Here is a 12,283-nt window from a genome sequence, read left to right as displayed (position 1 = left end):
TGGGAGCGGGCTGGGAAGGCGTGCCATCAGCCCGCTCGAAGCGTAATCTGGAGTCACCAAGTCCTTCCAGGAGGGGGAGTGTCATGACTCGAGTCTGGCTCCGCTGGGTACCGGCCGCGGCGGCATCCGCGGTCATCGCCGCAGGCGCGCTGGCCGTTCCGCTGGAGGCGGGCGCGGCCGTCAACCTGCCGGACAAGACGCCGCAGGAGGTGCTGGCGATGATCGGCGACAGCACGGTCGACACGCTCTCGGGAACCCTCGAGCAGACATCCCGGCTGGGGCTGCCGGACCTGTCGATGGGCGGATCGGCAGCCGGCGACGACGCCGCCTCCGCCCTGGAGCTGCTCACCGGAACGCACACGGCACGGGTCTACCTCGACGGCCCCGGCCAGGCCCGCGTGCAGGTGATGGGCCGGCTCGCCGAACGTGACCTCATCGTCAACGGCACCGACGTGTGGCTCTACGACTCCAAGGACAACGAGGCCACCCACCTGACCCTCCCGGCCGACGCCGGGTCCCGGCCGGCTCCGGCGCCCGGCAGCCCGCAGACGCCGGCCCAGCTGGCCGACAAGCTGCTCGCGGAACTCGACCCGAGCACCGAAGTGAGCGTCGACGCGGACACCGAGGTGGCCGGACGCACCGCCTACGACCTCGTCCTCACCCCGCGCGGAAACGGCACCCTGGTCGGCGCCGTGTCGATTGCGGTCGACTCCGAAACCGGGCTGCCGCTCCGCGTCAAGGTCCAGGCCCGCGGCGAGACCGAGCCGGCGTTTGAACTCGCGTTCACCGCGCTGTCGCTGGCGAAGCCGGATGCCGCCCTGTTCGACTTCCAGCCCCCGGCCGGGGCCGACGTCCGAGAGCAGGCGCTGCCGGAGGGTACGCCACAGGAAGGCACGCCCCAGAAGGACACCGAGCACGGCGACTTCCCGGGCACCGTCAGCGGCACCGGCTGGGAGAGCGTCGTGGGACTGCCCGCCGGATCCGTCCCCGCCGAGCTGACCGCCTCGCCGCTGTACGCCCAGGCCACGGAGGCCGTCGACGGGGGCCGGCTGCTCTCCACGTCGCTGGTGAACGTGCTGATCACGGACGACGGGCGCGTGTTCGCCGGGTCCGTTCCCGTCTCGCGGCTGCAGGCCGCGGCCGCGGGTGGGTGACGGCAGGCACCCCGCCGCCGAACTGGCGATCGAAACCCGGGGGCTGACCAAGCGGTTCGGCCACCAGACGGCCGTCAACAGCATCGACCTCGCCGTGCCCCGAGGCTCCGTATTCGGATTCCTCGGACCGAACGGCTCGGGCAAGACCACAACGATCCGGGTGGCCCTCGGCCTGGCGGCGGCCACCAGCGGGCAGGTCAGCGTGCTCGGCCAGGAAATGCCCCGGCGGCTGAAGGACGTGCTCCCGCACGTCGGCGCGCTGGTCGAGGGCCCCGGCTTCTACCCGTTCCTCTCCGGCGCGGCGAACCTGCACCGCCTCGACTCGGCCGACCGGTACGCCCCCTCGGCCACCCGGCGAGCGCGAGTCCGCGAGGCGCTCGACCGGGTCGGGCTCGGCCATGCGGCGGGCAAGAAGGTGGGCGCGTATTCGCTGGGGATGAAGCAGCGGCTCGGGCTGGCCAACGCCCTCCTGATGCCGCGCGAGCTGCTGGTGCTGGACGAACCGACCAACGGACTCGACCCGCTGGGCACGCGCGAGGTGCGCAACCTGGTGCGGTCGCTCGCGGCCGAGGGCACGACGGTGTTCGTGTCCAGCCACCTGCTCGCGGAGGTGGAGCAGATGTGCACGCACGTTGCGGTGATGAGCGTCGGCAGACTGGTCGCCCAGGGAACCCTCGACGACCTGCGGCGGGCGGGTGAGGCGCGCGTGCGCGTGCGCACCCCCGATATCGCCGGCGCGCTCCGCGTGCTCGCCGCGCTCGGACTCGTGCCGGAGCAGACGGAACCGCCCGGGCGGGCCGGCGACGACGACGGTGTGGTCAGCGCGCCGCTGGCTCCGGGGAGCACCGCCCCGGAGGCCATCGTCGCAGCGCTCGTCGCCGGCGACGTGCGGGTGCGGGCGTTCAGCGTCGACCGGGCGAGCCTCGAGGACCGTTTCGTGGCGCTGACGGGGGAGGGGTTCGACATTGCCCAGTGATCCGCTCGTCCGGGCCGGGAACCTGCCGTGCGCGCGTCCCGCCGTCGGCTGGGACCTGTTCGCCTCCGAGCTGGCCGTGCTGTTCCGCCGCCGGCGGACCTGGGCGATGCTGCTCGCGCTGGCGGCAGTTCCGGTGCTGATCGCCGTGGCCGTGCGGTTGTCGTCGTCGCCGCCGGAGCCCGGACGAGGCCCGCCGTTCCTCGACCGCGTCACCCAGAACGGACTCTTCGTCGGCATCACCGCGCTCGTTGTCTGCATCCCATTGTTCCTGCCGCTGACCGTGGGGGTCGTCGCCGGCGACACCATTGCCGGCGAGGCGAACCTCGGCACCCTGCGATACCTCCTCGTCGTCCCGGCCGGTCGGGTGCGGCTGCTGCTCGTCAAGTTCGCGGGAGCGGCGGCGTTCTGCCTGGCCGCGACCCTGACGGTCGTCGTATCCGGGGCTCTCATCGGCGCCGCGCTCTTCCCGGTCGGGCCGGTCACCCTGCTCTCCGGCGACACGATCAGCGTGGGCGAGAGCATCCTGAGGTCGCTCCTGGTGGCGGGCTACGTCACCGTGTCCCTGCTCGGACTCTCGGCCATCGGGCTGTTCATCTCCACCCTGACCGTCGTGCCGGTGGGCGCCATGGCCGCCACCATCGTGCTGTCGGTCGTGGCGCAGGTGCTGGGCGCGCTGCCCCAGCTCGAGTGGCTGCACCCGTGGCTGTTCAGCCACTACTGGCTCGACTTCGCCGACCTGCTGCGCCAGCCGATCGCCTGGACCTCCTTCGGCGACAACGCCCTGCTCCAGGCCGGGTACGCGGCGGTCTTCGGGGCCCTCGCCTATGGCCGGTTCGTGACCAAGGACATCCTGTCCTGACCGGGTTTGCCGGGGGAGCGGCTCAGCCTCCCAGCGGAATCGTCAGGCACGCCTCGTCCTCCGACCAGGTCGCCGGCGTTCCGAGGTCGCCGCACAGCGCCTGCATGCGCCGCGCGATCGCCCGCGCGCTGCCCCGGGCGAGGCGGGCCTGGAAATCGAGGATGACCGTGGGGTACAGGCGCAGGTCCCGGGGGAGGCCGGCGTCCGTCTCCAGCAGGAAAACGAACGACTGGTCGTTCCGGGCGAACTGGTCGACGGCGTAATCGTCGACGAAGTCGCCGGCGCTGTAGATGATCGGCCGGCCGCGGTAGACCTCCACTCCGCGAACGACGTGCGGTGAGTGCCCGTAGACGACGTCCGCGCCGGCGTCGATGAGGGCGCGGGCGAACGTGCGATGGTCGCCCGGCACCTCGAAGCCCCAGTTGCCGCCCCAATGGGCGGAGACGATGAGGAGGTCCACCCGGCCGCGGGTGCGCCGGACGAGTGCGAGGAGCTCACCGGCCCGGTGGTCGCCGAGGTCGATGGGCACGAAGTGAACGCCCGGTGCGGCAGCCTCGGCCGCCCAGCCCGGCTCATTGTCGGTGACCGCCAGCAAGCCCACGCTGAGTGCCTGCGCTTTGCAGATTGCCGGCCGGCGGGCGTCCTCGAGGCCGACCCCGGCGCCGGAGTGAAGGATCCCGTGCCGGTCGAGGGTGCCGAGCATGTCCCTCAGGGCCTCCGCACCGAAGTCGAGCACGTGGTTGTTGGCCAGCGACACGACGGTGAAGCCGGCCGCGGTGAGGCTCGCCACATTCCTCGTGTCCGAGCGGAAGCGAAAGACCTTCGCGGGCCAGGGGGTGCCGTCGTCGGACAGGACGAACTCGAGATTGCCGATCCGGATGTCGGCGCTCCGCAGCAGGGGAAGGGTGGAGCCCCAGGGATACTCCGGCCCGGCGCCCGTGAACTCGACGTCGCCGAGGGCGTCGTTGACGAGCCGCCCGAGCATGACATCGCCGACGAGGGCGATCTTCATCCCTTACCTCCTGTCCGGCACCCGTTGAGGAGCATCTGGAAGCCTTGAGGAGCTCCTAGAAGCCGGTGGGTTCCGTCTCGTACTCTGGCTCTTCCGGGCGCGGCTCGTGGTGCAGGGGCACCAGCGCGGTGGTCTCCTCGAGCCAGATCAGCGCGTCATAGCGGCCGCCCATCCGGGTCGGCACGTAGTTGCCGGCTTCGTGGCCGGGCTGGTAGACGACGCCGATGGCCCGGTGGGGCAGCCACGCGCCGAGCCAGGGGCCGGCGCGGTCGTCGGGGAACACGAGCAGGGCATCCGTTCCCAGCACGCTGTGCAGGATGCCCTCGTGGCTGGACGGGACGGCCGCCGGAACCGGGAGCGCCAGTTCGGGCGAGCCCCAGGCGGCGGCTGCAAGCACCGAGCCCTGGTGCGAGGCGAAGCCCACGAGCACCACACCATCAATGGAGTGGCGTTCACGCACGAGCTGCCCGACGTTGACGAGGCCGTCGCGGGCCATGTCCGTGGCCCTCGCGTCACCGACGTGCGTGTTGTGCTCCCAGATCATGCCCTTCGACTGCGGCCCGAGGTGCGCCGCCAGCCGATCGATGGTGTCGGCCATGTGGTGGTCCCGGATGTTCCACGAGTCGCGGTCACCGCGCACCATGATCCGGTAGTAGCGCTCGGCGTTGGCGGCGACCTCGGCGTTCTGCGCGGCATCGAAGGCGTCCTCGTCGGACCCCGCCCGAACGCCCGCGCGGCGCCGCACCTCCACGAGCAGGGCGACGACGTCGGCCTCGCAGGTCTCGGGCACCAGCCGGGTGCTCCACGCGTAGCTGTGCGGATCCTCGCGGTAGGGCATGAAACAGCGCCAGGCCTGGCGCGCCGTGTCCATCGCCCCGGGTTCGTTGACCTGCAGCCACGCGATGATTTCTCGCAGGGAGTCCCAGAGCGAGTACACGTCGAGCCCGTAGAAGCCAACCTGCTCCGCGGGCGGCCGGCCCGCGTTCCACTCGCGCAGCCAGGCGAGGAACTCGGCGACATCCTCGTTGGCCCACAGCCAGGTCGGCCAGCGCTCGAACCGGGCGAGCAGGCCGCGCGCGTCGAGCTCCCGGTCCGCCTGGCCCCGGAGCCACCGGTTGATGCGCCAGCAGTCCGGCCAGTCTCCCTCGACGCCGATCCAGGTGAAGCCGCGTTCTTCGATGAGCCTCCGCGCCAGGAGGCATCGCCACCGGTAGTACTCGTGCGTGCCGTGCGAGGCTTCGCCGATGCAGACGAAGCGCGCACCAGTGATCCGCTCGACCAGAGGGTCGAGGTCGTCGACGCCGTTCAGCGGACGGGCCAGGGCGCGCATCTCCCGCGCGGCCGCCGAGCCGCCCGGGTGCGCATCGTCGGGGTGTCGCCCGGTGTCGCCGGTCATGTCGGCTCGTCGCCGGCCAGCAGGTGGCGCACGAACCAGTCGCGCGCGAGGGCGGCGGCCTCGGTCAGGGTGCCCGGCTCTTCGAACAGGTGGGTGGCGCCCTCGACGACGGCGAGGTCGTTCGGGCAGGTCAGCTGGGCCTGGGCCCAGCGATTGAGTTCGAGGACCGTGTGGTCGAAGCTGCCCACGATCAGCAGGGTGGGCGCCTGCACCTGCGCCAGTCGAGGCGCGGCCAGGTCGGGCCGGCCGCCGCGGGACACGACCGCGGAAATCCGCGCCCCCTCGTCGGCGGCAGCCCAGAGGGCGGCCCCCGCGCCCGTGCTGGCCCCGAAGTAGCCGATGGAGCAGGACGCGGCGTCCGGTCTGCTCTTCAGCCACCGCGTCGCCGCGGCGAGCCGGTGGGCGAGCAGCTCGATGTCGAACACGTTCGCCCGGTCCAGTTCCTCCTCGGGCGTCAGCAGGTCGAGCAACAGTGTGCCCAGCCCGGCCCGCTGCAACACCTCGGCGACGAACCGGTTCCGGGGACTGTGCCGGCTGCTGCCGCTGCCGTGGGCGAACAACACCACGGCCGTCGCGGGCTCGGGCAGGTGGAGGTGGCCCTCGAGGGCGAAGGCGCCAAGCGGGATCTGCACGTCGCCGTCGAAATCGGGCGCGTCGGCGCGGGTGCGGCGCATCCGCTGGTCTGCGGCCTCGAGCAGAGCGACGACCTCGTCGTCGCTCGTCGCCGAGAAGTCGCGATAGAACGCGCCGACCGCGCCGAAGAACTCCGGCGTCGAGATGCACACGATCTCGTCCGCCTCGGGGAAGGTGCGGATGGTGTCTGCCGGCGCCACCGGTACCGCCAGGACCACCTTCGCGGCGCCGAGGTGGCGGGCGACCTCGCAGGCGACCCGCGCCGTGGCCCCGGTCGCGATGCCGTCGTCGACGATGACCGCGGTGCGACCGGTCAGCGGGACCCGCTCGCGCCGGCCGCGGAAGCTCGCCACCCGGGAGGTGAGCAGGGCGCGTTCGCGTTCCTCCACCGCGCGCATCTCCTGTTCGGTGACCGGGATCTGCTTCAGCACGCGGTCGTTGAGAACCCGGGCTCCGCCCTCGCCGATGGCCCCCATGGCGAGTTCGGGCTGGAAGGGCACGCCGAGCTTGCGCACCACGATCACGTCCAGGGGAGCGCCCAGCGCCTCCGCGACCTCGAACGCCACCGGCACCCCGCCGCGGGGAAGCCCCAGGACCACGACGTCCTCACCGCGGAGGTATTCGAGCCGACCGGCCAGCTGCCTGCCGGCAGCGACCCGGTCTGAAAAGACGACCACGACCCTGCACCTCCTCGGCGGCCCCGGCGCCCAGGTGCGCGGGGCATGCGGACATCATCGTCCCGCGGCCGGGACTGCGCCAGTGCGGGCCGTGGTGACCGTGATCGGGGGCCTGGGGTCGTGCGGGCTCTCAGCGAGCCGGGTTGCCCAGCCACTCCCGCGCGGCGACGACCAGCGCCTCGACCCCGGTGGCGAGCGTGGGCCGCGGCACCGGCGCGTAGTACGCGGAGTGGTTCGACGGGATGTCGCTCCGGATGGTCCCCGCCGCCTCTGCCGCCGCATATTCCCCGGGATCGCAGCCACCGAGCAACCAATAGACCAGGGGAGCGCCCGCGGCCGAGGCGAGGTTGCCCACGTCTTCGCTCCCGGCGATCGCACCCGGGTCGAACAGGCGCTCCTCGCCGAAGGCCGCCCGGAAGGCGGCCGTCGTGCGTGCGGTGGCGATCGGATCGTTGACCGTGACCGGGTACCGCTCGGCGTAGCTGAACTCGGGCGGCCTCGGGGCGTCGGACGCCATCGATTCGGCGTTGATGATTCGCTCAACCGACGCCAGGACACGGCTGCGCACGCCTTCGTCGAAGCTGCGGATGCTGAGGCCCAGCCGGGCCTCGTCCGAGATGATGTTGCTCTTCGTGCCCACGTGGAGGCTGCCGACCGAGACCACCGCGGTCTCCTGGGGGCCCACCTCACGAGCCACGACGCCCTGGAGGCGCATCACGGTCGCGGCGGCCATGACCACCGGGTCGATGGTCGACTCGGGTTCGGAGCCGTGGCCGCCCCGTCCGAACATGCGCACGTTGAGAGTGTCCACGGCGGCCATCGCCGGGCCGGAATGAGCGCCGAGCGACCCGGCGGGCAGGGGGAAGACGTGCTGGCCGAGAACCACATCGGGCACCGGAATCTTCTCGTACAGACCGTCATCGACCATGACCTGCGCGCCGCCGCCGTTTTCTTCTCCGGGCTGGAAAAGGGCGACAACCGTGCCGGACCAGTGCGCCCGCGCGGCGACCAGCTGTTCGACGGCGCCCAGCAGGCAGGCCATGTGGACATCGTGCCCGCAGGCGTGCATGACCGGCACGTCGGCGCCGTCGCCGTCGACGCCGCGGGCGGTACTCGCGTAGGGCAGGCCGGTGTCTTCCAGCACCGGCAGGGCGTCCATGTCCGCCCGCAGCATGACCACGGGTCCGTCGCCGGTCGTGAGCACGCCGACGACGCCGGTGCCGCCGATGCCGGTCGTGACCTCGAGCCCGAGCGCGAGCATCCGCTCGGCGATGAGCGCCGAGGTGCGGTGCTCGGCGAACGACAGCTCCGGGTTCTGATGCAGGTCCTGGTAGAGCTCTTCGAGTGAAGTCTTGTCGCCGGCGGCTGAGTTCATCGTCATCGCTCCTCAAGCGTGTGCGCGGTTCTCCGCAACGCTCTCAGGCTAGTTGAGTGTGTCCTGTTTCCCGTCGGACCCGGCGGCGCGGGGGCCCGCGGGGGAACAAAAAAGCCCCGGCTGGCCGGGGCTTTTCTTGGTGGGCGATACCGGACTCGAACCGATGACCTCTTCCGTGTGAAGGAAGCGCGCTACCAACTGCGCCAATCGCCCTCTTGCGCTGAAACAAGTTCAACCGCGACTCACGATACTAGACCAGACGGGGCGGGCGGACCACATCGAGACAGGGGCAACACGCCGCGTTCGCTCGGTTTGGAACTCGGCCGAAGTATCGGCTAGAGTCTTTCAAGTCAGCGGAAACGCAGACAAGTTGCGGATGTGGCGCAGTGGTAGCGCATCACCTTGCCAAGGTGAGGGTCGCGAGTTCGAATCTCGTCATCCGCTCGAATTGAATCGGCCGAAAGGCCGATTCTCTTTGGTGGTGAACCCAGGGTGGATTGGCCGAGAGGCGAGGCAGCGGCCTGCAAAGCCGTATACACGGGTTCGAATCCCGTATCCACCTCCATTCTGTGGAAGAGATTTCAGAGAAATGGGCGATTGGCGCAGCGGTAGCGCGCTTCCCTGACACGGAAGAGGTCACTGGTTCGATCCCAGTATCGCCCACAGACAAACCCCCGGTAACTCGGGGGTTTTTTCTTTGCCCCGGCGCCGGCGCGTGAGGGGTCGCAAATCGACCTTCAGGGGCCGGTCGAAGGTCGATTTGCGACCCCTCACGGGCCTGGGGCGACGCCCGGACTGGGGATACCGGCCCGATCGGGCGCTGCGCCACTCTCTAGGAGGAGGTTCGCAGATGGAGTACTTGCTCTTAGCCGCTCGTCGCGCCACAGGCATGTTCCGGCTGCCGATACGTGCCCAGAGGGCGCCCGCGGTGCCCGCGGCCCGGGACCAGGCGCGCGAGCCCGCCCCGATTGCGGTCCTGGCCGACTCCGTCGCCCGGTCCGGCGCGCCCGGCGGCGAACACTACCTCCCGAGCAAAGACTGGGAAGAGCTTCTGGTCACCGACCGGGACGGCCTGCCCACCCTCTACCTGCAGATGCACACGGGGGAGCTGCGGCTCACCGAACCCACGACCGGCAAGCTCGTCGCCGTCGGCAACCACCACCTCCGGCGCCTGGGCATCTGGACCGTCGATCTCGGCGGAGTGGACGTGCACAAGACCGCCGTTCGCGAAGGGCTGCTGCAGCCAGGATCACCCGTGTCGCTCGTCCGCGAACCGCACAACGCCCACGACGGCAACGCCATCGCCGTGCACGCCGCCGCCGGCCGCCCGGTCGGCTACCTGAACCGGAAGACCGCCGCGGGCCTGTCCCGGCTCCTCGACACCGGGACGAGGCTCGAGGCGATCGCGATCGCGATCGCCTTCGACTCCGTCACGTCCGGCCGTCCCGGCGGCGTCAAGGTGCTCGCCGGCTCGCCCGAACTCGTGCGGCACCTGCTGCGCAAGCGACCGGGAGCCGGGCTGATCGCACCGCTCGACCTGGCCGGCTGAGCCTCGTCGTTGGGGCGCGCTGCGAGACTCCCCGCGCGCGCCACTAAAGTTGAAGGGTTCGCAAAACTAGGGAGTCATACACGTGGTTGACGGCTTTGAGCTTTTCACCGACCGGTCCGTTGTCGCGATGCGCGTCAACGGTGAGCTCAGGGACCTGGCGACGATGGTGACGCCCACGGATGCCGTCGAGCCCGTCACCATCGACTCGGCCGACGGACTCAACATCCTCCGTCACTCCGCCGCGCACGTGCTCGCGCAGGCCGTGCAGACGATCAACCCGGCGGCGAAGCTCGGCATCGGCCCGCCCGTCACCGACGGCTTCTACTACGACTTCGACGTGGCGGAGCCGTTCACCCCGGAGGACGTCAAGGCGCTGGAGAAGGCCATGGATCGGATCATCCGGTCCGGGCAGCGTTTCGTGCGCCGCGTCGTCTCCGACGAGGAGGCCCGCGTCGAACTCGCAGACGAGCCGTACAAGCTCGAGTTGATCGGCATCAAGGGGGTCGGGGCGGGCTCGACCACCGAACTCGGCGGCGACAATGAGTCGGTCGAGGTCGGCGGCGCCGAGCTCACCATCTACGACAACGTCGACCCGAAGACGGGGGAAACGGTCTGGAAGGACCTCTGCCGCGGCCCGCACCTGCCCAACACCCGGATGATCGGCAACGGCTACTCGCTCACCCGCCTGGCCGCGGCGTACTGGCGCGGCTCCGAGAAGAACCCGCAGCTGCAGCGCGTCTACGGCACCGCCTGGCCCACCAAGGACGAACTCCGCGCGTACCAGGCCCGCCAGGAAGAGGCCGCCAAGCGCGATCACCGCAAGCTCGGCGCTGAACTCGACCTGTTCAGCTTCCCCGAGGAGATCGGCTCCGGCCTGCCCGTCTTCCACCCCCGGGGCGGCATCATCCGCCAGGAGATGGAGAACTACTCCCGCAAGCGGCACGTCGAGGCCGGCTACGACTTCGTCTACTCACCGCACATCACCAAGTCGAACCTGTTCGAGACCTCCGGCCACCTCGACTGGTACGCCGACGGGATGTTCCCGCCGATGCACCTCGACGAGGAGCGCGACGCCGACGGCCACGTCACCCGCCAGGGCGTCGACTACTACCTCAAGCCGATGAACTGCCCGTTCCACAACCTGATCTTCCGCTCCAGCGGCCGCAGCTACCGCGACCTCCCGATGCGCCTGTTCGAGTTCGGCTCGGTCTACCGCTACGAGAAGTCCGGCGTGGTGCACGGCCTCACCCGGGTGCGCGGCATGACGCAGGACGACGCGCACATCTACACGACCCGCGACAACATGAAGGAGGAACTGACCAGCACGCTCAACTTCGTGCTGCAGCTGCTCTCCGACTACGGACTCGAGGACTACTACCTCGAGCTCTCCACCAAGGACCCGAAGAAGTTCGTCGGCTCCGACGAGGCCTGGGACGAGGCCACGCAGACCCTCGCCGAGGTCGCCGAGGCATCCGGCCTCGAACTCGTCTCCGACCCGGGCGGAGCGGCGTTCTACGGCCCGAAGATCTCGGTGCAGGCGCGTGACGCCATCGGCCGCACCTGGCAGATGTCCACGATCCAGCTGGACTTCAACCTGCCCGAGCGCTTCGACCTCGAATACACGGCCTCCGACGGCTCCCGCCAGCGCCCGGTGATGATCCACCGCGCCCTGTTCGGCTCGATCGAACGGTTCTTCGCCGTGCTCACCGAGCACTACGCCGGGGCGTTCCCGGTCTGGCTGGCTCCGGTGCAGGTGGTCGGCATCCCCGTGGCCGAGCAGTACGGCCCGTACCTGGACGAGATCATCGCCCGGCTCAAGGCGGCCGGCGTGCGCGCCGAGGTCGACAACTCCGACGACCGGATGCAGAAGAAGATCCGCACGCACACCAAGGCGAAGGTCCCGTTCCAGCTGATCGTCGGCGAGGAGGACCGGGATAACGGCTCGGTCAGCTTCCGCTTCCGCGACGGCAGCCAGGAGAACGGTGTGCCGGTGGACGACGCTATCAGCCGCATCGTGGAGTCCATCCGCTCGCGCGCGCAGGTGACGGGCCAGGGACAGATCTGACATGGCAGAGGTGACTGACGAGTTCGACGGGGTGGAGCACTCCTCCGACTTCGCGGCCGTGCCGGACGCCTTCCAGAGGCTCTGGACGCCCCACCGCCTGGTCTACATCCAGGAGGGCCAGCAGCCGCATCCGGATGACTGCCCGTTCTGCCTGGCGCCCAGCATGGACGACGAGAAGGCTCTCATCGTCGCCCGCGGCAAGCACGCCTACGTGCTGCTCAACCTGTTTCCCTACAACAGCGGCCACCTGCTCGTCTGCCCGTACCGCCATGTTGCGACCTATGACGAGGCCACGCCGGAGGAGATCGCCGAGATCGGTAGCCTGACCCAGGTCGCGATGCGCGTGCTGAAGAGCGTCTCGCACTGCGACGGCTTCAACATCGGGATGAACCAGGGACGGATCGCCGGCGCCGGCATTGCGGAGCACCTCCACCAGCACATCGTCCCGCGCTGGGCCCTCGACTCGAACTTCTTCCCGATCATCGCCGGCACCAAGGCGATTCCCCGCCTGCTGGGCGACGTGCGCCGCGAGGTCGCCGCCGGCTGGCCGATCGACGAGGGCTAGTTCTTCACTTTTTTCCCCTTCG

Annotated in this window: 10 protein-coding genes and 4 tRNA genes; 9 read left to right on the top strand and 5 right to left on the bottom strand. The window is 70.2% G+C overall.

Going from position 1 to position 12,283, the window contains the following annotated elements; genetic code table 11:
• Positions 1-83: 83 nt before the first annotated feature.
• From E3O23_RS02455 to E3O23_RS02445, 3 genes are read left to right on the top strand one after another with little or no spacing between them, the layout of a single operon-like run.
• A complete protein-coding gene (locus E3O23_RS02455; protein ID WP_134487778.1) occupies positions 84-1,154 on the top strand; it encodes a LolA family protein in 1,071 nt (356 codons plus the stop codon).
• Complete coding sequence (locus E3O23_RS02450; protein ID WP_241983283.1) at positions 1,147-2,130, top strand: ABC transporter ATP-binding protein; 984 nt, start codon at positions 1,147-1,149, stop codon at positions 2,128-2,130. Before E3O23_RS02455 ends, E3O23_RS02450 begins: the two co-directional genes overlap by 8 nt.
• A 22-nt stretch (positions 2,131-2,152) precedes the next feature.
• On the top strand, positions 2,153-2,989 hold the full coding sequence (locus tag E3O23_RS02445) for an ABC transporter permease (RefSeq protein WP_134487854.1): 837 nt from the start codon (positions 2,153-2,155) through the stop codon (positions 2,987-2,989).
• A gap of 22 nt (positions 2,990-3,011) precedes the next feature.
• On the opposite strand, the gene E3O23_RS02440 is transcribed toward E3O23_RS02445, so the two are convergent.
• The 5 genes from E3O23_RS02440 to E3O23_RS02420 all read right to left on the bottom strand — a co-directional run bounded on the left by E3O23_RS02440 (position 3,012) and on the right by E3O23_RS02420 (position 8,295).
• Positions 3,012-4,001 carry a CapA family protein gene (locus tag E3O23_RS02440; RefSeq protein WP_134487775.1) on the bottom strand — a complete coding sequence of 330 codons (990 nt, stop codon included), beginning with the start codon at positions 3,999-4,001 and terminating at the stop codon, positions 3,012-3,014.
• A 55-nt stretch (positions 4,002-4,056) separates the two neighbouring features.
• Positions 4,057-5,397, bottom strand: a complete 1,341-nt coding sequence (locus tag E3O23_RS02435; RefSeq protein WP_134487772.1) for an erythromycin esterase family protein — start codon at positions 5,395-5,397, stop codon at positions 4,057-4,059.
• A complete protein-coding gene (locus tag E3O23_RS02430) occupies positions 5,394-6,707 on the bottom strand; it encodes a phosphoribosyltransferase (protein ID WP_134487769.1) in 1,314 nt (437 codons plus the stop codon). Before E3O23_RS02430 ends, E3O23_RS02435 begins: the two co-directional genes overlap by 4 nt.
• Before the next feature lie 130 nt (positions 6,708-6,837).
• Positions 6,838-8,088 (bottom strand): amidohydrolase, encoded by a 1,251-nt coding sequence (locus E3O23_RS02425; protein WP_241983282.1) that lies wholly within the window; start codon positions 8,086-8,088, stop codon positions 6,838-6,840.
• A gap of 131 nt (positions 8,089-8,219) precedes the next feature.
• Positions 8,220-8,295: transfer RNA gene (locus E3O23_RS02420), tRNA-Val, on the bottom strand.
• Between the two features lie 159 nt (positions 8,296-8,454).
• On the opposite strand from E3O23_RS02420, the gene E3O23_RS02415 reads away from it, so the two are divergent.
• From E3O23_RS02415 to E3O23_RS02390, 6 genes are all read left to right on the top strand, one after another.
• Positions 8,455-8,526, top strand: a tRNA-Gly gene (locus E3O23_RS02415).
• Positions 8,527-8,573: 47 nt separating this feature from the next.
• Positions 8,574-8,647: transfer RNA gene (locus E3O23_RS02410), tRNA-Cys, on the top strand.
• 26 nt (positions 8,648-8,673) lie between these two features.
• Positions 8,674-8,745 (top strand) — tRNA-Val (locus tag E3O23_RS02405).
• 187 nt (positions 8,746-8,932) lie between these two features.
• Complete coding sequence (locus tag E3O23_RS02400; protein WP_198415104.1) at positions 8,933-9,631, top strand: HIRAN domain-containing protein; 699 nt, start codon at positions 8,933-8,935, stop codon at positions 9,629-9,631.
• Positions 9,632-9,758: 127 nt separating this feature from the next.
• Positions 9,759-11,696 carry a threonine--tRNA ligase gene (thrS, locus tag E3O23_RS02395; RefSeq protein WP_241983286.1) on the top strand — a complete coding sequence of 646 codons (1,938 nt, stop codon included), beginning with the start codon at positions 9,759-9,761 and terminating at the stop codon, positions 11,694-11,696.
• Between the two features lies 1 nt (position 11,697).
• Entirely contained in the window at positions 11,698-12,261 is a 564-nt protein-coding gene (locus E3O23_RS02390; protein WP_134487763.1) for an HIT family protein, read from the top strand.
• The last annotated feature ends 22 nt before the right edge of the window (positions 12,262-12,283 follow it).

Source organism: Cryobacterium tagatosivorans (assembly GCF_004402215.1).
GTDB classification, from domain to species: Bacteria; Actinomycetota; Actinomycetes; order Actinomycetales; family Microbacteriaceae; genus Cryobacterium; species Cryobacterium tagatosivorans.
This window is presented reverse-complemented; position numbering and strand designations above follow the sequence as displayed.

Excerpts from the sequence above, each read along its gene's own strand:
- thrS (WP_241983286.1), top strand. The coding sequence starts at position 9,759 with ATGCGCGTCAACGGTGAGCTCAGGGACCTGGCGACGATGGTGACGCCC.
- E3O23_RS02440 (WP_134487775.1), bottom strand. The coding sequence starts at position 4,001 with ATGAAGATCGCCCTCGTCGGCGATGTCATGCTCGGGCGGCTCGTCAAC.
- E3O23_RS02455 (WP_134487778.1), top strand. The coding sequence starts at position 84 with ATGACTCGAGTCTGGCTCCGCTGGGTACCGGCCGCGGCGGCATCCGCG.
- E3O23_RS02425 (WP_241983282.1), bottom strand. The coding sequence starts at position 8,088 with ATGACGATGAACTCAGCCGCCGGCGACAAGACTTCACTCGAAGAGCTC.
- E3O23_RS02400 (WP_198415104.1), top strand. The coding sequence starts at position 8,933 with ATGGAGTACTTGCTCTTAGCCGCTCGTCGCGCCACAGGCATGTTCCGG.
- E3O23_RS02435 (WP_134487772.1), bottom strand. The coding sequence starts at position 5,397 with ATGACCGGCGACACCGGGCGACACCCCGACGATGCGCACCCGGGCGGC.
- E3O23_RS02390 (WP_134487763.1), top strand. The coding sequence starts at position 11,698 with ATGGCAGAGGTGACTGACGAGTTCGACGGGGTGGAGCACTCCTCCGAC.